The following is a 22,544-nucleotide window of genomic DNA, read 5'->3' as shown; positions in this document are numbered from 1 at the left end:
TCCACTTTTCTGATGACATTTGCTAACCTTGGCCTGATCGACCCACTCCTGCGTGCGCTGGATGCCTTGCACTATACGCAGCCAACTCCGGTACAAACCAAAGCCATACCCGCCATTCTTGCCGGCCGTGACGTGATGGCTGCCGCGCAGACAGGCACCGGGAAAACAGCCGGCTTCGCATTGCCGCTGCTGCAAAGACTGAGCATGGAAGGTGCGCCAGTTGCCAGTAATTCAATACGCTCACTTATCCTGGTGCCGACGCGAGAACTCGCCGAACAGGTACATGAAAGCATTCGCGCCTACGGCAAGAACCTGCCGCTGCGTACCCATGTCGCCTACGGCGGCGTGAGTATCAATCCGCAAATGATGAAGTTGCGCAAAGGGCTGGACGTCCTGGTCGCGACACCGGGCCGGCTGCTTGACCTCTATCAGAAAAACGCCGTGCGCTTCAACCAGTTGCAAACCCTGGTTCTGGATGAGGCTGATCGCATGCTCGACCTTGGCTTTTCCAGAGAAATCGATGCAGTGCTCGCTGCCTTGCCTATCCGCCGGCAGACCTTACTTTTTTCGGCAACTTTTTCGGAGGCGATCCGTGCGCTTGCAGCGAGATTGCTGGTCGACCCACTCAGCATCGATGCCGGCAAGCGCAACACGACTGCGAAGGCAGTCAAACAATGGATTGTTCCTGTCGACAAGAAACGCAAGACCGAACTGTTTTGTCACCTGCTGAAAAAGAAGGCATGGACTCAAGTACTGGTCTTTGTGAAAACCCGCAGGGGTGTGGAAGAACTGGTTGAAGTCCTGGGCGCCCGAGGCATCGGCGCTGACTCTATCCACGGCGACAAACCGCAGCCGGCGCGCTTGCGCGCTCTCGAACGCTTCAAACGTGCGGACGTACAGATCCTGGTGGCGACGGACGTCGCCGCACGCGGACTGGATATCGACGATTTGCCGCAAGTCGTTAACTTCGACTTGCCGATCGTTGCCGAGGACTATGTGCACCGTATCGGTCGCACCGGTCGCGCGGGGGCAACGGGTGAAGCGATTTCATTAGTATGCGCGGACGAAGTGCAATTATTGTCCGCGATAGAGACGCTGACACAACAGCTCCTGCCACGATTTGAGGAGCCTGGCTTTGAGCCAGATCATCGTGTCCCAATGACGGACGCGCGTGGCCAGGTGGTGAAAAAACCGAAGAAGCCCAAAAAACCGAAAACTGGCAAACCCGCCTTGCCTGCGAAAGCGTGAACAGGATTGCGCTCTACGGCATTGCCCGATTCCCGCACTTTGTCTGCAACCACAACAGCGCTGCGCCGACATTACGCTGTCCTTGTAGGGATTACATTCACTGGCCTTGCCATTGCCTGCACCGTGTAAAAACCACCGCGCGCCCGAGCCGCAGCTTGGCGCCGTTTGCGGCAGATCTAGGCTTGGCTAGCGAGACCGGCACAGCGTTTGCTAATGATGGACTATGTCCGTGAATAGCACGGCTGAAGCACCTCAGCTTCACCCCGGCAGACGCTAACGAGCCTCTGCCGTTACGCTGACGAGAACGTGCTCTCTAATTTTATTTCGGAGAAAGAATATGGCTCAAGACAAAGTCGCAATCGCAGCAGTCAACGCAGTAAGCAATCTCTTGCAAAGAATGCCCGATGCTACCGCCAAGGCGGACGCGCTCGGCGTATTGATGATGACCAATTACAACCTGCTACGCGATGTAGAGGGAGACGACTTTGTTCGCGCCTGGCTACAGACAGCCTTGCGCGATTTGGACGAGAACCCGCCGGTATTTGGCGTCGAAACCAGGCACTAAGTCCGGCATTGCGGCTAGGCGCCGCAGGCCATGCGGACAGGGCGACATCCGGTTGCAGCGATTGTCGCCTATTCCACGCGTCGTCCGGGTCTGTCCTCTGTTACTCGGCTTGGCATCGTAGTGTAGTGACGGACACCCTGATCGTCATTTGTCACCGATATCCCAGCCGCGGCAGTCTTTCAGCATTAGCCGGCATTGTGCCAAGCCAATAAGGCACTCCAGGGCCGATTTATCCGTTATCGGCTCATCCACCTCACAGCGAAGTACAATGCATTGCGAGGAAACTGCAATTTCCCAGGGAACCTGTCGGTGAAAAAAGTTGCCAATATCCGGGAGGCGTGACAATGCGGAATTTCACTTCCAGTTATTCTTCCGACAGTTGCGCAGGTTTATATGCACGTACCTACGCAATACCGCAAACGCATTGACTGACGAAGTACCCCGGCGCAAATGTCGAATCATTTTTAGTATCGACATCGACGCCGTGGCTAATACACCGGCACACCGGCCACCAGGTGCCTCCATCTTCCATGTCACACGGTAAATCATGCGAGAGATTTTTACACCGGACGCACCATATATTCCCGCAGGAGCGCAAGCGTCTCTGCCCGCCTGTGAATGGGTACTCCCGGCATCCGCGAATTCTCGTCGCAATGCCTTCACCGTGCGAAAAGCTTTGCCGGCAGGCATGCCTGACTGCCTTGAAGTGAATATCCTTTACCTCGACAATGGCGTAGAACGCTGTACCTCTGCGATCTACTCGGGGCATGCCTATGTCGTTCATTACGAATTCAAGCCTCGTTGACGCACAACCGGGCATGACGGAAATGGTGGCTGGGAGATCTGCCCTCGATGCCGTCAGTGTGTAAATGTGCATAACTGTAAAAAGGACAGATAGAGAGTGAATAACGCATGGATCATGCTGGCTCTGGCCATCGTCGCGGAAGTGGTCGCAACGAGTTCGATGAAACTATCCAGTGGCTTCACGCGTTTCTGGCCCTCTTTGGCGACCGTGTGCGGTTACGCTATATCGCTCTATCTTCTTTCACAAATTCTGAGAACGCTGGAAGTAGGCATTGTTTATGCAATATGGAGCGGTGTCGGTCTCGCATCCGTTGCGCTGATTGGCGTTATTTGGTTTGGCGAAACAGTCACCGCGATCAAGCTTATTGGTTTATTTGCAATCCTGGTTGGTGTCGTGTTGCTGAATCTCGCAGCCAAAGCATCTTGATTTACCTTTTGGCATCAGATCCAGCAGACAGACAAGGAAAGGATTGCCAATTGATAAGAAACTGCGGCTCGACCTGATCATGCATTAGACCTTCTTCGTTTTTTTCGAAGAATGCCAACTGAATTCTTCGCTTCTATCCATGCGGCGACACAGGTAGGATAGGGACTTTCAATGTTTAAGTGCTGGAGCGCAAAAATGCCTGAACATACCGAATGGGAAATCGTCGATACCCCGTCCGCACCGAATGGTCGCAAATCGTTTCGACAAATGATGCAGTCGGTACTGGGACGTCGCTGGCGGTGGAAGGTCGCCGGTGTCGGCACTCTCGCGGTGATATCGCTGACCTTGTTTGCCATGCTGACCGGGGTGGTCATTCTTTTCATGACGCTTTTTGGACTTTTGTCGGTGGGAGTAGCGAAGCTCATGCAATGGATGAGCGGCCATCATGCAGGGACACATGCCGGCGTGCCGAGCACGCATGGCAATTCATGGCAGGATTCGCGGCGTCGCTGATGCTGATCTAAAAAGGATCCAGTCGGAGGCAGAGACCGTCACGGTGGCGCCGTACCTGTGCAGTACCACACGCTCACGTCGACGCCTGCGCTATGGGAGCAACGATGGGAACCTGATGCGACCCTGCGTCAGGTCACGCAGCGCAGCGCTGGCTGCATCGAGCGCACCCGCTGGCAAATGCACCAGCAATCTTACAACTGAGCTATGGCTACTTTCTGCGAGGATGTAAGCTTGCTGCTCTACCCAGCGCCGCACACGCGCTTCATCCGGGTAATCAATCTCTATCTGCAAATTGGCAAGCGCAACACGTTCGATGCGTTCCGCATTTTTCAAGGCCGCTGCTACAGCATCGGTATAAGCACGCACCAGTCCACCCGCCCCCAGCTTCACGCCGCCGTAATACCGGACTACGGTTGCCAACACGCCGTCAAGTTCATGATGCCGCAACACTTCCAGCATCGGCCGGCCTGCGGTTCCCGATGGCTCGCCATCGTCCGACATCCCTGATTGTCCTCCCGCCATCAATGCCCAGCATACGTGCGAAGCCGCTCGGTGCTCCGCACGCAATCCGTCAATAATGCGCATCGCCGAGACACGATCGGCAACTGGCACCACGAGGGCAATGAATTTGCTCTTTCGGATGTCTAGCTCCGCATTGACTGCTGCAGCAAGGGAATACGTGGGCACGTTGAGGAAAGCGCGAGATGAATGTGAATGGTGGAGGGAAAGCGTGATGGCAAGTGTATCAGCGTTGTCGACCGGCTTTCCAGATACGGACGGCCGTCGTCGCATCACCGCGGCCACGCGGTTTTCATATGCAGCCGAGCATTCCGCCATTCCTGATCTTTGACAGGACAAAAAAAAGCCCGCACGCCTTGCGGCTGCGGGCTAATCCAATTCAAGAAGAGTTGGAGGAGACAGGTGCAATGATAGGCTCCCGTTGCCATGCTGTCTGCTTTTTATCTGTGATAGCAGATATATCGCCGCGTAATATCACCCAATGGGATCCGGCACCAAACATCAGGCAGTGCGAAATGATGGCGTCACAGTGGAAAAACCGCTAGCCAGCGCAGCTAGCGTAACCGCATGGATCTGCGCGACGGGCACTTCGGCAAACGCAAAGCGCACTTTGGTGTAGTCTCAACACGTTATGCAGCACCGTCACATCACTCTCAGGCAAACTTTCCATCGATAAGCAGTTTGACAAGCATACCGTGAGTGCACCATCGCAGCAGCCAACCAACGTCATGCCAGACGTGACGACTTTGAACAGGGGCTTGCCATGAACGAACAATTCGACGCAATCGTGATCGGTACCGGCCAGGCCGGCCCTTCTCTGGCGGTGCGTCTCGCGCAGTCCGGAAAAAAGACTGCGATCATCGAACGCAAGTTGTATGGCGGCACCTGCGTCAACGTCGGCTGCACGCCGACCAAGACGCTGGTCGCCAGTGCGCGTGCCGCCCATATGGCCAGGCATGCCGAGGCCTACGGAGTGATGATCGACGGCACGCCGCGCGTTGACATGGCGCGAGTCAAGGCGCGCATGGATGCCGTAGTCAGGCAATCCAGCGACGGAGTGCGCAAGTGGCTGCATACGACGCCTGGGGTGACGGTGATTGAAGGCCATGCCCGCTTTGTCTCGAACCATGCGGTCATCGTGAATGGCGCAACGCTGGAAGCGCCGCAGATCTTCATCAACGCAGGCGGTCGGGCTGCCATTCCCGATATTCCAGGTTTGACCCAGGCCGGTTATCTCACCAGCTCGACCATACTGGAACTCGACCATCTGCCCGAACATCTGCTGATCATCGGCGGCAGTTATATCGGGCTGGAATTCGCGCAGATGTACCGCCGTTTCGGGAGTGCGGTCACGGTATTCGAAGCCGGCCCCCACCTCATTGGCCGCGAAGATGCGGAGGTGTCACTAGCCGTACAGCAGATTCTCGAAGGCGAAGGAATCCGGTTTCACTTCAACGCCAGCAACATGCGCATTTCCGGTAAGGGAAGCGCGACGACCCTGCATGCCGAATGCGACGGCTCACCAGTCGATACCAGCGGCTCACATGTGCTGATCGGCGCTGGCCGTATGCCGAATACCGATGATCTCGGATTGGAGCAGACAGACATCGTGACCGACAAGCGCGGCTATATCGTTGTCGATGACCGGCTTGCCACCAATGTACCCGGCATCTATGCGTTGGGCGATGTCAACGGCCGTGGCGCCTTCACCCATACGGCCTATAACGATTATGAAATCCTTGCTGCCAATCTGCTCGACGATGATACGCGCAAGCTGAGCGACCGCATCCCGGTCTATGCCTTATATACCGATCCTCCACTGGCGCGGATAGGCATGGATGAAAAGGAAGCACGCGCGTCCGGCAAAAAAATTCTGAAAGGGAAGATGATGATGACCCGCGTCGCACGCGCGCGGGAACGCGGCGAGACACATGGCTTCATGCAGGTGCTGGTCGACGCCGACACGAAAAAGATTCTCGGCGCAACGCTGCTCGGCATCGAGGCCGATGAAGTGATCCATTTGCTGCTGGATGTCATGTATGCCGGCGCGCCCTACACGGTGATACAACGTGCCATGCATATTCACCCGACGGTGGCAGAACTGATTCCGACCTTGCTTGGCGATCTGAAGCCGTTGGAACTCTAGCGCCTGTTATGAACTATCCCAAAGGTCGCAGCCTGGATAACTGGTCGAATGGAAGGCACGGCCCTGCTTCCGCACCTCATGCAATAGTAGTTCCGGACATGAAAAGATGATGGACGACATCGCAGTTTTTGCTGCGACATGGCATGCACGTGTTGACGTATGTCAGGTAACAAGGATTTTTTGTAAGGTAGTAATTTTCTGTTAATTGAGCATCACGGAAAACCTATACACTGACGGGTTTTGCATTAAGACATGGCAACATGCGCGTTCGCACCCGTCTTCTGATTCTTGTACTGTCGATTCTCATCCCCGCGTTCATTGCTGCAGCGGTGGCGGTATCGTACGTCTATCGGGAACAAGAGAAATCGCAGGAGAAGGCGATGCACGAAGCTGCGCGCGCCTTTGCATTGCTGGTCGACCAGGAACTGCAGACAAAGGAAGCCATCCTGCGCACGCTTTCCAATTCGCCAATATTGGTCCGGGGTGACTGGAACGGATTCTATGAATACGCGAAGCTAATGGCGCCGACGCCAGAAACCGTGGTCATCCTTGCATTACCCAACGGCGAACAATTGCTGAATACCCGTGTGCCGTTGGGCACACCTTTGCCAACCCGGCGTTCGTCCAACCTCGCCGAACTGATGCGCAAGCATGGTGCAGATAACACACTGGTATCCGACTTGTTCTTTGCGCCAGTCGGCAAGCAGTATGACTTCACGGTGCAAGTTCCTGTCAAGTTCGGTCATGAAATTGCCTACTTCCTCATCATGGGGATCAGCACGTCACAAATGCAGAAACTGCTCGCCACACAGCGTTTCCCGCAACAATGGATTGGCACCATTGTTGACCGGGACGGCGTCGTGGTCGCGCGTTCACGCGACCACGATCAGTTTACGGGCAAGCGCATTCGCGACCAGAGTCGCCATCGCCTGGCTACAACGCGGGAAGGCACCTACCCCAGCGTGACTCTCGAAGGTATCCGGGTCAAGGCTTTCTATAGCCACGTCCCGCTCGCCGATTGGAAAGTCCTGATCAGCATTCCGGAAAGCGAATTGCAGCGCAGCTCCATACGCGCCGCCGCCTTCCTTGCAGGACTGATGATTATTTTGCTGGTGCTGGCAGTCGTCGCCGCCCGCCTGGTGGCCAATCGCGTCATTCGGCCAATTGAAGAACTCGGCAAGGCTGCCGAAGGCTTGGGGCGCGGTGACGAGGTAACGTACGTACCGCAGCGCCTGCATGAAGTCGACTTGGTCGGCCGCAGCATCGTGGACGCCAGCAAGCGAATACATCATTCCACCGCCGATCTCAAACAGCGCGTCGCCGAAGCCGTGACCGCCACCGCGCGTGCAGAACGCGCATTGTTGCAAAGCCAGAAGCTGGAGGCGCTCGGCCGCCTGACCGGTGGCATTGCGCATGAGTTCAATAATTTGCTGCAAACACTTTCCACCTCGCTGGAGCTGGCCAAACTAACCTCGACGGAGACGCGGGTACAGTCGTTGATCGAGACCGGCAAGAAGGCGGTCGAACGCGCGGCCGCGCTGACGCGGCAACTCAGTGTATTCGGTCGCGTGCAGGACGCGCGGCTGGTGACCGTGCAGCCCTATGAACAGATCGATGGCTTCCTGCAACTGGTCAAGGGCACGCTACCCGGCAATATCGACTTGAGCGTTCATGTGGCGGACAAGCTGTGGCCTGTCCGCATCGATCCACTGCAATTCGAACTCGCCTTGCTCAATATTGCACTGAACGCAAAGGATGCAATGCCTGACGGCGGCAGCTTGCGGCTGGTTGCGGACAACCAGCCGCTGACTGAAACACTGGACGAACTGCCGCCGGGTGAGTATGTGCGCATTACAGTCGCCGACAGCGGTTCAGGCATCCCTGCCGAATTGCTTCCCAAGGTATTGGACCCGTTCTTCACGACCAAGCCCGTGGGCAAGGGTACCGGTATGGGCTTGCCGCAAGCGTATGGCTTTGCCACGCAAGCCGGCGGCGCATTGATATTGAAGAGCGTGGAAGGACAAGGTACGACCGTAGAGATCTACCTGCCAAGGGCAAGCGGCACCGTATCGAGTTCGCCGGCCGAGACAAGCAGCGATGTGATCGGGCATGCAGCAACTACTGCAATATCATCGAACACGGCGGGGGCGAAGGACGCACATGGCGTAGTCCTGTTTGTTGAAGACGACCAGCTGGTCAGGGAATCGGTCATTCCCGCACTGCAGGCGGCGGGTTTTGCGGTGCTCGTCGCTGAAACCGGAGAACAGGCGGAAGCGATGTTCCAGTCCGGCCTGTCGGTCGATGCGATGCTGTCCGACATTGTCATGCCTGGGCAACTGAGCGGTATCGAACTGGCGCGCCTTGCCAAATCACGTTTCCCGCGCATGCGAATCATTCTGACCACAGGCTATAGCGACCAGCGTGTCAGCATCCCCGGCGTTCAGCTATTGGCAAAGCCTTATGAAATTTCCGAGGTGGTCGACCTGTTGGCGGACATGCGCACGATGCCTGAGTAAGGGTATCCGTGCATATCGGCACGGGACAAAAGGCTCATCAAGGACGTCTTAGGACAAGATACTGCGGATCATATGCCGCCGCCTGTTAATTTCCATCCCGCATCTACCCACGCACACCGGCATTCCGAATCCCTTCACAATGACGCAGGCTTTTTCGATTAGCCGTACACTGACCCTTGAACGTCTAACCGCAACCAACCCAAGCTGTGAAAGGATGTTTCCATGATGCGCAACATCGGCTCTTCCGACATCGCAGTCGCGCCACTGGCATTCGGTGGCAATGTTTTCGGCTGGACAGCCGATGAAGCAACTTCTTTTTCGTTGCTCGATCATTTTGTCGCTTCAGGTATGAACCTGATTGATACGGCCGACGTGTACTCGGTGTGGGTACCAGGACATACCGGCGGCGAGTCCGAAACCATCATCGGCAAGTGGTTAAAGCGCAGCGGCAAGCGTGATCGCGTCGTCATTGCAACAAAAGTTGGCATGGAAATGGCACCTGACAGAAAGGGCTTGCGCAAGGCATATATCCAGCAAGCGGTAGAGGATTCTCTGCGCCGCCTGCAGACAGATTACATTGACCTCTACCAGTCCCACAGCGATGATGCGGACACGCCGCTGGAGGAAACGCTGGGAGCGTATGCGGACCTGGTCAGGCAAGGCAAGGTGAGGATCATCGGCGCGTCCAACTACAGTGCTGCGCGGCTGGAGCAGGCACTCGAAGTCAGCCGCCAGCACAAGCTTCCGATGTATCAAAGCCTGCAGCCGCATTACAACCTGGCCGAACGCAGCGAATACGAAAGCACGCTGGAACCGGCCTGTCTTGCACATGGCATTGGCGTCATCCCTTACTACAGTCTTGCCAGCGGCTTCCTGACCGGTAAATATCGCTCGAAGGAAGATCTCGGCAAAAGCGTGCGCGGCAAAGGCGTCAGCAAATATCTTGACGAGCGCGGCATGCGCATCCTCGCAGCACTCGATGATGTGGCGCGCGATACGCGCTCAACGCCTGCGCAAGTGGCCTTGGCATGGCTTATCGCGCATCCCAGTATTACTGCCCCGATCGCCAGCGCCACCAGCATTGCGCAACTCGACGAACTGATCGGGGCTACCAGGCTGCAACTCGACCCGGCCATGATCGGTCGTCTGACAAGGGCATCGGCCTGAAGACTGACGATCTCGCCTGTGATCAATGCCGCGATGGGTGCCGATGTACACCATCGACATTTACATCCTGGAACTTGCAGCAAGGGGGGTAGTCGTACCGAAACCCATGCTTCTGGCGAAGGACGACAACATGCAAAGCATCAATCCGCATTCGGGACAGATAATCCGCTCCTACGATCCGCAAGACGATGCGGAAGTCGATCGTCTGCTCGGCGCAGCGGAAACGACTTTTCATGACTGGAAAAAGAGTTCGTTCTCCGACCGCGCGCAGTTGATGAAAGCCGCCGGCACGGCACTGCGCGACCGCAAGGAGCAACTCGCGGAACTCATGGCCGATGAAATGGGCAAGGTCATGCGCGACGGCATCGCCGAGATCGAAAAATGCGCCGGCTGCTGCGACTACTACGCCGATAACGCGCAGCGCTTTCTTGCGAGTCATGCCGTGCCGACCGATGCCGAAGATAGTTATATTGCCTTTGATCCGCTCGGGCCGGTGCTGGCGATCATGCCCTGGAATTTTCCGTTCTGGCAGGTCTTCCGCTTCGCCGCGCCGGCGCTGATGGCCGGCAATGTCGGTGTACTCAAGCATGCTTCCAATGTGTCCGGTTGTGCGCTCGCCATCCAGGACATTTTCCAAACCGCCGGTTTTCCTGAACATGCGTTTACCTCGCTGCTCATTGAAAGCGCGCGTGTCGAACGGGTGATCCGTCATCCGGCGATCAAGGCCGTGACACTGACCGGCAGCACGCCGGCCGGCCGCTCGGTGGCTGCGACAGCGGGTTCCGAACTGAAGAAAACGGTTCTAGAACTTGGCGGCAGCGATGCTTACGTGGTGCTCGATGATGCGGACCTGGACGCTGCGGTCGACATCTGCGTGAAGAGCCGCCTGATCAATGCCGGACAAAGCTGCATCGCGGCCAAGCGATTTATCGTCGCAAAATCCTTGCGCACGCAGTTCGAGAAGGCATATGCCGAGCGTTTCGAAAAAATCCGTTATGGCAATCCGCGCGATGAAAACTCCAGCATCGGCCCGATGGCTCGCGTCGACTTGCGTGACGAAATTCATCGGCAGGTTGAGGAAAGCAGACGGCAAGGTGCGCGCCTGCTTACCGGTGGAAAAATTCCGGCCGGCGAAGGCGCCTACTACCCACCGACGGTACTGACCGACGTCAAACCAGGCATGCTCGCCTTTGACGAAGAAATTTTCGGCCCCGTCGCGGCAATCATCGAAGCGAACAGCGAAGACCATGCCATCGAACTGGCAAATCAGTCGTCCTTCGGTTTGGGTGCGGCGCTGTTCACGCGGGACAAGGAGCGGGCCAACCGGCTTGCACGCCGTATCGAAGCTGGTAGCGTGTTCGTCAACGCATTCGTGAAGTCCGATGTACGCCTGCCATTTGGCGGCGTCAAGCAGTCGGGCTACGGACGGGAGCTATCGTGGTTCGGCATTCAGGAGTTCGTCAACGTCAAGACGGTCTATCACGCCAGGATAGAGGCCGCAGCTGGCACCACGTCAAAGACACCAGGCGGTGCACTCGAATAAGTCATTCCCGCCGCTGCACCATCCCGGCAGTTTGTGGAATGCGGCTTGTTCAATCCTTATTCTATGTACTCGGGCGCGGCGATTCGCTTGCCTACAAGGAAGGCATCGGCAACGATACGCAACGGCGAGAAATCTGCGTCCGATTTCCCATTGCGCACCAACTCTGCAAAGTGGGCATACAGGCCGGGATATTCGGCTTCCTTTTCCTGCATGACGAGCTTGCCGTCGACCTCTAAGCGCGTACCGCCCTTGTGCAGTGCCAGTTTTTCGCCTTTCGTCGACTCGACGAAAATACTCCAGGTCTGTTCGTTTTCCTGCAGGAAGTCGTAATCTGCGCGCACGCTTACACCGGTGTCAGTCATCATGTCCATGCCGACCTGAATCGGCGCATCGCAATTGACAGGAATATGCAGGTCGGCTTTCTGCACAATGACCGTGCCACTGAGGATACGCGTCAGGATGGAAAGTGAATTGATGCCCGGGTCGAACACACCCATCCCGCCAGGTGCAAAGATCCAGGTCTGGCCTGGATGCCACTGCCGCACGTTTTCCTTCCAGACGACATGTACGCTCCGGAGACTGCGTTGCGCGATCCAGTCCCGCGTGGTTTCCACCGCCGGCGCAAAGCGTGAATGCCAGCTGGCTAGCAGCGTGATGCCGCTCTCCTGTGCAAGGCGCCTGATGGCTTCGGCTTCGCCCAGCGTTGCAGCCGGCGGCTTTTCCAGGAATACATGTTTGCCGGCATTGATGGCTTCCTTCGCGATCGCATGGCGGACCTGCGGTGGCGTACAAATGGCTACTGCTTTTATTTCAGGATGGGCCTGCAACATCTCCGTCATGTTTTTGTAAGCCCGGACACCTTCGGGACGCGCATGCGGTGAGCATCCGGCCACGAGTTCCAGGTTGGGGTTGGCGTTAATCGCCGGAATATGCTGGTCGATGGCGATCTTGCCCAAACCAACCAGGCCGATGGAAAGCGGTTTGCTGTTATTCCTGCTTGACGAAAGGGTCATATCCTTGTGCCTGTTCTTGCATGCGCCTATGCGCCGGCCTGTATGGAAAATTATGGCAATAACAAATACCGAATAGCGCAGGTGCAATAGTTCGATGTGCGCTGCTTGCATGCGGCACTGTACCGATCATAGCAGCCGATATTGCCATGCTCCCTTCATCCCTTTTGCAAGTTTGAAGCAGCGCAAATGGATAGAAAGGGCACGAGAAAACATTTTCCCGGCAGCAGGATTTTTGTGACGATAGAGATGTCACGGAAAATTGCTGAGGGCAAAACTGTTTTTTTACTGTGCATTTCACTGCACCTATGAGAACGCTAACCATTCTTTCGGTTCAACCTTGCCGAGCCGCTCAGCAATCATGCGCCTCGCTCTGGTGCGGCGATAACCCGCAAGGCGATGTCAAGGGTTTATTGCACTGCAAGGCGCTGTCGTACGCCCTGTGCCCGTCACTGATAAACTACGGGAACCGTCAAAGCGGTATCCCGACAAGCAAGGCGTTGTTGCAGGCAAGCGCTTTTCTCCTGTGCACACCGCCACACCATTTGATCGCGTCCATGTATCTGGTAGCTCGCGCAGGCCTGCCAGATCCAGCGCGACAGCTTGATCTGCTGATTCACTCGTCCTGCGTTGGCCAAAGTGAGTACAACATGACTTATCCGAATACCCAACTCTTTATCAACGGCCAGTGGCAAGATGCCGCCGATGGCCGCACGCTTGCTGTACATAACCCCGCTACCGGCCAGGAAATCGGCCGTGTCGCGCACGCCGGCCGCGCCGACCTGGACAAGGCGCTGGAAGCGGCGCAAAAGGGTTTTGAAACCTGGCGCGACATGACGCCGGCAGAACGAAGCAAAATCATGCGCAAGGCCGCCGGCTTCATGCGCGAACGCGCCGAAAGCATTGGCCGCGTACTGACGCAGGAGCAAGGCAAGCCGCTGATCGAAGCCAAGGGGGAAGCTTTGGCTGCGGCAGACATCATTGAGTGGTTCGCGGAAGAAGGCTTCCGCGTGTATGGCCGTATTGTGCCGTCGCGCAACAACCTCGCAATCCGCCAGATGGTGCTGAAGGATCCGGTCGGTCCTGTGGCCGCGTTTACACCATGGAACTTCCCGATCAACCAGGTGGTACGCAAAGTCGGCGCCGCGCTCGCGGCAGGCTGCTCAATGCTGGTCAAGGCGCCGGAAGAAACGCCGGCAGGTCCCGCTGCACTGGTCCAGGCCTTCATCGATGCGGGCATTCCACCCGGTGTGCTGGGCCTGGTCTACGGTAACCCGGCCGAGATTTCGAGCTACCTGATCGCACACCCCGTCATTCGCAAGATTACCTTTACCGGGTCCACGCCCGTGGGCAAGCAACTCGCCGCACTGGCAGGCCAGCACATGAAGCGTGTGACGATGGAACTGGGTGGCCATGCGCCGGTCATCGTTGCCGAAGACGCCGACATCGCGCTCGCGGTGAAGTCCGCCGGCGCCGCCAAATTCCGCAACGCCGGACAGGTTTGCATCTCTCCGACACGCTTTCTGGTGCATGAAAGCATTCGCAGCGAGTTCGAACAGGCACTCGTCAAGCATGCGCAAGGTCTGAAGGTTGGCGATGGCCTGACCGAAGGCACACAGATGGGACCGCTGGCCAATCCGCGCCGCCTGACCGCCATGGCAGAGTTCACCAAGGACGCGGTCGAGCGCGGCGCAAAAGTGCTTGCCGGCGGCGAACGCATTGGCGACGGTGGCAACTTCTGGCAGCCGACTATCCTGGCCGATGTACCGCTGGAAGCGAAAGTTTTCAACGACGAACCGTTCGGCCCGATGGCCGCGATCCGTAGCTTCAACACCCTGGACGAAGCGATCGCCGAATCCAACCGCCTGCCTTATGGCTTGGCCGGCTATGCGTTTACCCGTTCGCTGAAGAATGCCGATCTGCTGGCTCGCAAGGTGGAAGTCGGCATGCTGTGGGTGAATATGCCTGCCTTGCCGTCGGCCGAGATGCCGTTCGGCGGACTCAAGGATTCCGGCTATGGTTCCGAAGGTGGCCCAGAGGCAGTGGACGCGTACCTGAACGTGCGTGCTGTCGCCGTGATGAATGTCTAAAGCGATGTAACGGTAGCGGCAGGGGCGGGCTTTGCGAAGCCTGTCTGCCGCTATCGTTCTATAGAGATTGGAGGCAAGCGTAGGCCGCCATCGTCATTGCAAAGCGCGGTACGCCTTGGGGTCAATGGTTCCATTGTCCTCCTCGCTCATACCGGTTGTTTCATCCAGAATTGCTGTCGACTGGTAGATGATGTCTTCTGGTGATCTCAGGTTACGAGATACATCTGACAAGCTAAGCAACGCGTCACGGGTTACATCGACACCCTGAAACGCTACTTATCCTTGCGCGCCGCCCGTAGCGTTATAATGCAGGCATGACATCCCACCTCTTACTCATTGAAGATGACGACACAGCAGCCTACCTCACGCTGAAAGTGCTTAAGTCGTGTGGATTCACTGCACAAATTGACGTCGTGCGTGATGGTATAGAGGCAATGGAATACCTTAACTGCCAAGGCCGTTACGCTGACAGGCAGCCTCAGAATCCGTCGCTTGTTTTGCTTGACCTGAAGTTGCCCAATCTCGATGGATTTGAGGTCCTTAAACAGATTCGGACTACGCCTAATTTGTCCGCCATCCCTGTTTTTATCCTTAGCGCATCGAAGACGGATGAGGATATATACCGGAGCAATCTTCTGGGCATTACCAAATATCTGGTTAAACCGCTAAACATGTATGAGTTCGAGCCGGTAGCCTCGAAGCTTATTTTTCATACAGATTCCAGAATTCACTAACCACCGTCAAGCGTAAGCACGCCGGTCGACGCAGCGTTAGACGCGTACAGGTGGCCATTATCTTACCTGGCGCGTAACGGCAATCAGCGATATTCAGCTATTTGCGGGCGGGCGAACGCACCTGCCCTTTCAGCAAATCCTTCTGGAGGAAATCACGATTGCTGCGATGAGCTGCTAACGAGTCGTTCACCGAGAGCGCGCAGCAGGTTGGCTCCATCTCCTTTCCAGGCACTCCCATGCATGCATGCCAATGTGTCGGGTAATTCGGATGCCAGCTTTTCGATCAATTGGCGGGTATTGGTTGAATGCGAAAAATAATCCAGCGGCTTCCGAAACGCCTCGCTTGTCTCCAGAATATCCTCCCCGGTCAGGGCACGCGCGCCGATGCCACCCTGGGTGAAAAGGTCTCCACAGAACATCGTTTTGGTTCCGGTATCCATCAGATAGCCCGTTTCCCAGCCATGGGGCAAATGCGGTGCATCAAGCCACTTTACCGCATGCTTCCCTAACGTGATCTCTTCGCCGTCGGCCATTGGATGGGCTGGTCGATCCGCGACATCATTCACTGACACCATTGCGGCAATCCGGCTGCACAATGGTACAGAATCCGGTGCAACAGCAAGCCACTCATTCAGAGAACCACATTCATCCGCTTCGAAATGTGACAGTGCAACGAACCGCAGACGGCTGACAGGCATGACGCTTTCGACGGCTTCGCGAACCAGAGGAAACATCTTTCTGGGGCCTGTATGAAAAAGAAGGGGCTGGTCATCAAGGATCAGATATTGATTGAATGAAAACCCGCCCGGTACGATGTCCACCGGCGTATTAATACGATATATGCCGTCAGCGATCTCATGAACATTGGTGCCGGTCGACGCATTGGTAGTGGCCATATCAACCTCCAGGTAAGTAGCTAAAGGAGAGGGTGGGATAGGTGAGAAACATGGGAAGACGGTAGCGATTTTGCAGCCCGCCAGTTTATGCCGGGCGGCAAGAAGATAGGCCTTTGAATATGGTCTTCTTACCAAATCCGGCCGGCTTGATGCATCGCAAAGAACAGCCTCCATGGACAATCCGAATTTGAGCGATACCAGGTGCAGACAGTCCCAATCCGCTCAATGGAAAGCCGGCATCGCAGCTTTTCCGGTATGAGCGATTGAGCAGGAAACGCTGCGAACAAGGGTGGCCTGCGCGACAACTTCGGCTCAGGCAACCTCGTTCAAAGAGCTTTCCCGTACTTCCCGAGCTTCGGTAGTGCGAGCTCAGGCGCGCTTGATATCCGACGCACCAAGGAATATCCGATTCCACGTCGGACTGATCGTAATTTCGTTAATGCATGCATGTGGGGGCATCTCCGCAATGAAACGGATGGTGCGACCGAGATCAGCCGGCTGCAGCATCTTCGCGCGTTCTTCGGGCGAAGGCGGTATCGGCCGTTTGTCCATGATCGGCGTTGCGACTTCTGCGGGACACACAGCACATGCACGAATACCGTTGATGCATTCCTCCTGATTCAAGTGCTCGGTCATGGCCACCACCCCATGCTTGGCTGCGTTGTAAGCAGGTCCGGTCATATAGGTATCGTACTTGCCGGCCCAGGATGAAATATTGATGATCAGGCCTGATTTGCGTTCACGCATGGACGGAAGCACCGCTGAAATACAATAGAAGCTGCCGTCAAGATTGACACGAATGACTTCATTCCAGCCCCGGGCATCCTGATTCTTCCAGAACCGGTTCGGTACATTCAGACCGGCACTGTTGATCAGGATATCGATGCGGCCATGCCGGTCCAGGATGGCCTGGCTTGCCTGCCGTACTGACTCGGAATCGGTGACATCAAGGACCTCGATTTCTGCCTTCCCGCCATTGGCAACGATGGCATCGGCTTCGGCTTTAAGCAGTTCGGGGCGACGCCCCGACATCACTACCGTTGCGCCAGCTTCGGCCAAGGCCTGTGCGCCGGCCAAACCGATTCCCGACCCTGCACCAGTGATCCAGGCGATGCTGCCTTGAAGAACCGTCATATTTGTCTCCTCGAAATCAATTTCAACATTGTTATAGGAATGGACGATCAAGCATTGCGCTGCCGAAGCTTCCCGCTACGCGCTGCCTTTTACTACGGCGCATGCTATAGGCCGTGACCTTGATTTAAAACAAACTTCGTCATCAACCGGGCATCCAATAATAGGAACTGCCGGGCCAAACATTGCCTGGCGCAGCATGCGGATGCAACTTTAATCAAGCTCTTGGAAGCGACTACCATGATACATTGGTAAGGCCACTTTGCATGTCGCGCGTTTTCCAGTTGGCCTGTTCGCAGAGCGGCGAAGAATGAGGTTGCGTTACTTCGGGATGCCATGACGGCGATCGAAGCTTGTCACGGCTTTCAATATATAAATATAGAAGGAGTGAGACAAATGACCGATTCTTTGTGGGCCGGCGCGCCCTGCCTTGCGATGCGCGTTTCCCGTGTTTCGCGCATTCCGATTCTGATGAACATCCGCATGGCCGTGGTCGCCGTTGCGGCCAGTCTGACGCTGGCAGGTGTTCCTGCGATCGCTCAGGATAAACCGATCAAGATCGGCGTTCCGACTGCCGTGCAACTACAGGTCGGACGCGACACGCAAGAAGCGATCAAGATGGCGATGGATGAGATCAACGCCAAGGGCGGCATTCTTGGCCGCAAGCTCGAGATGGTGGTTGCGGATGAAACGGAGAATCCCGAGACCGGCATCAGCGCGATCAAGAAATTGACCGCCGATGAAAAAGCCGATGTCCTGATTGGCGGCTACACCAGCGGCGTGACCCTGGCCCAGTTGCCGCACATCTCGCGAGCCAAGACCATCTATCTCGGCATAGGTGCGGCGTCGCCTTCCATCACCGCAAAGGTGAAACAGGACTACGAGAATTACAAGTACATATTCCGCACCGGCCCGATCAATGCGGCACATCAGGCAAGAAGTGTGGTCGACTTCATTTCCGGCATGCTGATCGGCGAACTGGGTTTCAAGAAGATTGCCATCGTTGGCGAGAACGCCAAATGGGTCCAGGACCTGGTGCCGGTACTCAAGAAGGGGGCGAGCGAAGTTGGCGCCGACATCAAGCTCACCGAATTCTTCGACACCAGCACATCGGACTTTTCGCCGCTTCTGTCGAAAGTGCGCGCCAGCGGGGCCCAGTATCTGATCGTCATTCTCTCTCATGCATCAAGCGACACATTTGCCAAGCAATGGCATGACGCGCGCGTCCCGATTCCCTACGGCGGCATCGACGTCAAATCGCAGGATGGCGATTTCTTCGACCGCGTCGGCGGCAAGTCGATCAGCCAGATCGCCGCAAACTTCGCAGTCCGCGCGCCACTGACGCCCAAGACAGTTCCATTCTTCGACGAGTTCAAGAAACGCACCGGCCGCGTGCCGGTATATACCGCGTTCGGCGCCTATGACTCGGTTTACGCTTATGCGCAAGCCGTGGAACGCGCGAAAAGTTTCGATACCGATGCGGTCATCAAGGCACTCGAACAAACGTCGATGCCCGGCATTGCGGGCACGCTGGAATATGACGAGTCTCATGACGTCAAGGCGGGCGGAAAATATATGAACCTGCTGTTCGCGCAGTGGCAGGACAAGGGCAACCGCGTGGTCATGTGGCCCAAGGAATTGCGGACCGGGAAAATGATCATGCCTCCGTGGATGAAGCAATAAGGCTGCAGTGGCGCCGGGCCTGAGCCCGGCGCCGGATACCGATCCTCGCATTTACAGTTTGCCCTATTGTGTCCGGAATGGATTTCCATGCATTCCGATTTGCGCTGGCGCGCCAACGGCTGCTCCGGCCCGGGAGACGTCCTTGTCAGAAATTCTAATATTCGGTGCGGTTACCGGCTCGATCTATGCGATGCTCGCAGTCGGCTTCACGCTTATCTTCGGGGTCGCCCGCATACTCAATCTTGCGCATGGATCGTTCTACGCGCTGGGCGCTTATGGCACCTATGCATTGACTTCTGTCGCCGGACTGCCGCTCTGGCAGGCCGCCGCGTTGTCGGTGCTTGCGGTCGCGATTTTCGGTGTGCTCGTCGAACGCATCCTGATCCGCCCGATGCGAAAGTCGCAGCTGGCAGTACTGATGATTTCTCTGGCCGTGGCATTAATCGTGGAGCAAATGCTTTTCCTGGTTTTCGGCTCCGAATACCGCAACGTGCCCGCGTTCATCGACGAGAAATTTACGATTGCTGGCGTGGATATCGCCGGGCAGCGGCTTCTGACGCTGGCGGTCGGCGCGGTGGCGATTGGCGCGCTGTATCTTTTTATTCAGACGTCCAGGCTGGGGAGCGCGATTCTCGCCATTTCGCAAGACCCTGAAGCAGCGCAATACATGGGCATCCCCGCTGATCGGGTGTTCTCCTTGGTGATGGCGCTATCGGCTGCGCTGGCAGCTCTGGCCGGCATCATGGCCGGGCCCTTCCTCTCGGTGAATCCGTCGATGCACCTGCTGCCCCTCGTCAAAGCATTCGCAATCGTCGTGGTGGGCGGGCTCGGCTCGATCCCCGGAAGCATTCTGGCGGCATTCATGCTCGGCTATGCCGAGACGCTGGTCGCCTACCTGATCTCGACGTCGTGGACGGAGATCGTATCGGTGCTGGCAACGCTGCTCATGCTGGTGCTGCGTCCCGCCGGCATGTTCGGCAGGCGCGCCGCATTCTAGACCCTTGATCAACATCGGGAGACATATGAGAGACAAGACGATTGATCTGGCCGGCGCGGGCTTCGTGCTTGCGCTGCTCGCCGTGCTTCCTTTGATTTTCGGAAGCGGATATCTGATCGGGGTGCTCACCGTAGCGGCGATATACGGAATCTGGGCGGTAAGCTGGGACTTCATGTCGGGCTTGACGGGGCGCGAGAACTTCGGCCATTCGCTGTTCATCGGCGTCGGCGCCTATGCCGCAGGCTTCCTCAATACATCTTTCGGGTTGGGGCCATGGTGGAGCCTGCCTGCGGCAATGGTAGTCGCGGTGCTGTTTGCCCTCCTCATGGGTTTCCCGACATTGCGGCTCAAAGGACCATATTTTGCGCTGGCAATGTTGTCTGGCGCCGTCATCATGCAGCGACTGATGCTGATTTTCTGGGAACACACCGGCGGTGAGGAGGGCATCACTGGCATTGAGCCGCTACTGCGTTCACCACTGCACTTCTACTGGCTGGTGCTGGCGACGCTGGCACTCGTGACCTTGCTGCTGCTGGCCATGGCTCGCTCGAACTGGGGGCTGATTCTTCGCGCAATCCGGGGCGACGAAGCAACCTGCCTTGCTGCGGGCATCAATGTCACGTACTACAAGATTGCCTCGCTCGCGATCAGCGCAGCATTTGCCGGGCTTGGCGGCGCCTTGTATGCACACTACCAGTTGCAGGTCAGCCCTCAACTGTTTGCCGTGGTAACGTCGATTACCGTCATCACGATGGTCTACGTCGGAGGCATGACGTCGATCTACGGTGCGGTCGGCGGCGCTCTGCTCCTGACACTGATGACCGAATTGCTGCGGGACTTCGGCGAATGGAGACTGATGATTTACAGCCTGGTGCTGATCGCCATTCTGTTCTTCCTGCCGAACGGGTTCGTTGCACCTGCCTGGACATGGCTGCGCAACCGGCTTGCCGGCAAGGCCTCGCTCGAGCGCAAGCGTGCCTCCGGAGCCCTTGCTTCCGATCGCCGTGACATCGGCAGTACAGCATCTGGGAGGGAGACGGCATGAGTCTGCTCATGGTGAAAGACCTGGACAAACGATTCGGCGGCCTGCATGCCGTCAAGAACGTCAGCATCAGTATTGAGCAGGGTGAGATCGTCGGTATCCTGGGACCGAACGGCGCTGGCAAGACCACCTTGTACAACCTGCTCACCGGCTTCATCCCTGCCGACAGCGGCGAAATTCGCTTGAATGGCCGTTCACTGCGCGGCCTCGCGCCGCACAAGATCGTGGGGTTGGGAATGGCACGCACTTTTCAGCTCTGCCGCCCTTTCGTCGGTATGTCGGTGCTGGAGAATGTGCGTGTCGGAAGCCTCGGGCCGCGCGTTCCCGCCGGTGATCTCGACAGCCGGGCGCGTGGTCTGCTTGCCGATGTAGGACTGAAGGGCAAGGAAGATTTCCCGGCGGAGCAATTATCCTACGGTGACCAGCGCCGGCTGGAAATCGCGCGTGCGCTTGCCACTGAGCCACTTATTCTGCTGCTCGACGAACCCTTTGCGGGCCTGGGCTCCTCCGAGATCGCGGAACTGTCGGCATTGATACGCCGCCTGCATTCGGAGAAGGGGCTGACCATCCTGCTCATCGAGCACAAGCTACGCGAATTCATGAAACTTGTAGCCCGCGTGGTGGCGATCGATTTCGGCGCGGTGATCGCGGCCGGCACGCCTGAAGAAATTGTTGCCCATCCGGGCGTCATCGAAGCCTATATCGGACGGCAGGAGGCTGAACATGCTGCTTGAAATTGAAAACCTGTCCGCCTCTTACGGCAAGGCGCTGGCACTGGAAGATGCGACATTGAACGTTGGCGACGGTGAAATGATTGCGGTACTCGGTCCCAACGGTGCCGGCAAGACAACCCTGCTCAAGGCCATTTCACGTTCGATTGCCGCCCAGGGCAAGCTGAGTTTCAACGGAGACTCACTGCATGCCTTGCCGGCGCATGCCGTGGTCGGCCGCGGCATATGCCATTGTCCGGAGGGGCGCCGCCTGTTCTCGGAGTTGTCGGTCAGGAAGAACCTGATGCTTGGCGCTTATCTACGCAAGGATCGTGATGCGATCGCCCGCGATTACGAGCGCGTGGTGGAACTGTTTCCCATTTTGCGCGAGCGTGCCTCGCAGATCGTGAGCACCCTGTCCGGTGGCCAGCAACAGATGGTCGCCATCGGCCGCGCGCTGATGGGCGCACCCAAACTGTTGCTGCTCGATGAACCCTCGGTAGGCATTGCGCATCGCCTCAAGATGGAGATCTTCGGCGCCATCAAATCCATCCGCGACAGCGGCGTCGCCATCCTGATGGCGGAGCAGGACGCGCAGTCGGCGCTTCGCATTGCTGACCGCGTCTATGTTCTGGAGCATGGACGTGTCGTACAGTGCGGGACGGCGGCCGAAATGGCCAGCAACGACCGTATCCGCCAGATTTACCTTGGGGTTGAATAACCCCTACTCAGGCACGGCGACCTCGCGAGGTCGCCACGAAACGGCGGCGTGTCAGCGCTCTCGCATGAGCGGAAAACGCCAT

The 22,544-nt window shown here is 57.0% G+C and carries 20 protein-coding genes; 16 read left to right on the top strand and 4 right to left on the bottom strand.

Going from position 1 to position 22,544, the window contains the following annotated elements:
• The first annotated feature begins 12 nt into the window (after positions 1-12).
• The 5 genes from ACFQUU_RS01755 (at position 13) to ACFQUU_RS01735 (ending at position 3,557) form a co-directional block, all read left to right on the top strand.
• On the top strand, positions 13-1,248 hold the full coding sequence (locus tag ACFQUU_RS01755; protein WP_382241730.1) for a DEAD/DEAH box helicase: 1,236 nt from the start codon (positions 13-15) through the stop codon (positions 1,246-1,248).
• A gap of 337 nt (positions 1,249-1,585) precedes the next feature.
• Positions 1,586-1,813 carry a hypothetical protein gene (locus ACFQUU_RS01750; RefSeq protein WP_382241727.1) on the top strand — a complete coding sequence of 76 codons (228 nt, stop codon included), beginning with the start codon at positions 1,586-1,588 and terminating at the stop codon, positions 1,811-1,813.
• A 547-nt stretch (positions 1,814-2,360) separates the two neighbouring features.
• Positions 2,361-2,618 (top strand): hypothetical protein, encoded by a 258-nt coding sequence (locus ACFQUU_RS01745; protein ID WP_382241725.1) that lies wholly within the window; start codon positions 2,361-2,363, stop codon positions 2,616-2,618.
• 96 nt (positions 2,619-2,714) lie between these two features.
• Positions 2,715-3,044: a DMT family transporter gene (locus ACFQUU_RS01740; protein ID WP_382241722.1), complete on the top strand. Its 330-nt coding sequence runs from the start codon at positions 2,715-2,717 to the stop codon at positions 3,042-3,044.
• A 195-nt stretch (positions 3,045-3,239) separates the two neighbouring features.
• Positions 3,240-3,557, top strand: a complete 318-nt coding sequence (locus ACFQUU_RS01735; protein WP_382241719.1) for a hypothetical protein — start codon at positions 3,240-3,242, stop codon at positions 3,555-3,557.
• Positions 3,558-3,647: 90 nt separating this feature from the next.
• Here ACFQUU_RS01735 and ACFQUU_RS01730 read toward each other — a convergent pair whose 3' ends face one another.
• On the bottom strand, positions 3,648-4,244 hold the full coding sequence (locus tag ACFQUU_RS01730; protein ID WP_382242175.1) for an IMPACT family protein: 597 nt from the start codon (positions 4,242-4,244) through the stop codon (positions 3,648-3,650).
• A 595-nt stretch (positions 4,245-4,839) separates the two neighbouring features.
• On the opposite strand from ACFQUU_RS01730, the gene ACFQUU_RS01725 reads away from it, so the two are divergent.
• The 4 genes from ACFQUU_RS01725 (at position 4,840) to ACFQUU_RS01710 (ending at position 11,448) form a co-directional block, all read left to right on the top strand.
• A complete protein-coding gene (locus ACFQUU_RS01725; protein WP_382241717.1) occupies positions 4,840-6,222 on the top strand; it encodes an FAD-containing oxidoreductase in 1,383 nt (460 codons plus the stop codon).
• A gap of 260 nt (positions 6,223-6,482) precedes the next feature.
• Entirely contained in the window at positions 6,483-8,738 is a 2,256-nt protein-coding gene (locus ACFQUU_RS01720) for an ATP-binding protein (RefSeq protein WP_382241714.1), read from the top strand.
• A 222-nt stretch (positions 8,739-8,960) separates the two neighbouring features.
• Positions 8,961-9,905 carry an aldo/keto reductase gene (locus ACFQUU_RS01715; protein WP_382241711.1) on the top strand — a complete coding sequence of 315 codons (945 nt, stop codon included), beginning with the start codon at positions 8,961-8,963 and terminating at the stop codon, positions 9,903-9,905.
• A gap of 43 nt (positions 9,906-9,948) precedes the next feature.
• Positions 9,949-11,448 (top strand): NAD-dependent succinate-semialdehyde dehydrogenase, encoded by a 1,500-nt coding sequence (locus tag ACFQUU_RS01710; RefSeq protein WP_382241708.1) that lies wholly within the window; start codon positions 9,949-9,951, stop codon positions 11,446-11,448.
• Between the two features lie 56 nt (positions 11,449-11,504).
• On the opposite strand, the gene ACFQUU_RS01705 is transcribed toward ACFQUU_RS01710, so the two are convergent.
• Positions 11,505-12,461, bottom strand: a complete 957-nt coding sequence (locus ACFQUU_RS01705) for a Gfo/Idh/MocA family protein (protein ID WP_382241705.1) — start codon at positions 12,459-12,461, stop codon at positions 11,505-11,507.
• A 647-nt stretch (positions 12,462-13,108) separates the two neighbouring features.
• On the opposite strand from ACFQUU_RS01705, the gene ACFQUU_RS01700 reads away from it, so the two are divergent.
• Positions 13,109-14,548: an NAD-dependent succinate-semialdehyde dehydrogenase gene (locus ACFQUU_RS01700; RefSeq protein WP_382242173.1), complete on the top strand. Its 1,440-nt coding sequence runs from the start codon at positions 13,109-13,111 to the stop codon at positions 14,546-14,548.
• A gap of 314 nt (positions 14,549-14,862) precedes the next feature.
• Positions 14,863-15,282: a response regulator gene (locus tag ACFQUU_RS01695; protein WP_382241702.1), complete on the top strand. Its 420-nt coding sequence runs from the start codon at positions 14,863-14,865 to the stop codon at positions 15,280-15,282.
• Positions 15,283-15,434: 152 nt separating this feature from the next.
• Here the strand turns inward: ACFQUU_RS01695 and ACFQUU_RS01690 are convergent, their stop codons facing one another.
• Together ACFQUU_RS01690 and ACFQUU_RS01685 are read right to left on the bottom strand one after the other, a co-directional pair.
• Entirely contained in the window at positions 15,435-16,178 is a 744-nt protein-coding gene (locus ACFQUU_RS01690; RefSeq protein ID WP_382242170.1) for an MBL fold metallo-hydrolase, read from the bottom strand.
• A gap of 369 nt (positions 16,179-16,547) precedes the next feature.
• The gene (locus tag ACFQUU_RS01685) at positions 16,548-17,312 is read right to left on the bottom strand and encodes an SDR family oxidoreductase (protein ID WP_382241699.1); all 765 of its coding nucleotides are present in this window, start codon (positions 17,310-17,312) and stop codon (positions 16,548-16,550) included.
• 393 nt (positions 17,313-17,705) lie between these two features.
• Between ACFQUU_RS01685 and ACFQUU_RS01680 the strand changes: the two genes are divergently transcribed.
• The 5 genes from ACFQUU_RS01680 (at position 17,706) to ACFQUU_RS01660 (ending at position 22,462) form a co-directional block, all read left to right on the top strand.
• Entirely contained in the window at positions 17,706-18,992 is a 1,287-nt protein-coding gene (locus ACFQUU_RS01680; RefSeq protein ID WP_382241695.1) for an ABC transporter substrate-binding protein, read from the top strand.
• Positions 18,993-19,134: 142 nt separating this feature from the next.
• A complete protein-coding gene (locus ACFQUU_RS01675; RefSeq protein ID WP_382241692.1) occupies positions 19,135-19,989 on the top strand; it encodes a branched-chain amino acid ABC transporter permease in 855 nt (284 codons plus the stop codon).
• A 25-nt stretch (positions 19,990-20,014) separates the two neighbouring features.
• On the top strand, positions 20,015-21,034 hold the full coding sequence (locus ACFQUU_RS01670; RefSeq protein ID WP_382241689.1) for a branched-chain amino acid ABC transporter permease: 1,020 nt from the start codon (positions 20,015-20,017) through the stop codon (positions 21,032-21,034).
• On the top strand, positions 21,031-21,765 hold the full coding sequence (locus ACFQUU_RS01665) for an ABC transporter ATP-binding protein (RefSeq protein WP_382241686.1): 735 nt from the start codon (positions 21,031-21,033) through the stop codon (positions 21,763-21,765). Before ACFQUU_RS01670 ends, ACFQUU_RS01665 begins: the two co-directional genes overlap by 4 nt.
• Complete coding sequence (locus ACFQUU_RS01660) at positions 21,755-22,462, top strand: ABC transporter ATP-binding protein (protein WP_382241683.1); 708 nt, start codon at positions 21,755-21,757, stop codon at positions 22,460-22,462. The genes ACFQUU_RS01665 and ACFQUU_RS01660 overlap by 11 nt, the downstream gene beginning before the upstream one ends.
• The last annotated feature ends 82 nt before the right edge of the window (positions 22,463-22,544 follow it).

It is taken from the genome of Herbaspirillum sp. GCM10030257 (assembly GCF_042666555.1).
GTDB lineage: Bacteria > Pseudomonadota > Gammaproteobacteria > Burkholderiales > Burkholderiaceae_D > Noviherbaspirillum.
The sequence above is the reverse complement of the archived record's forward strand: the minus strand, read 5'-3'. Positions and strand labels throughout refer to the sequence as shown.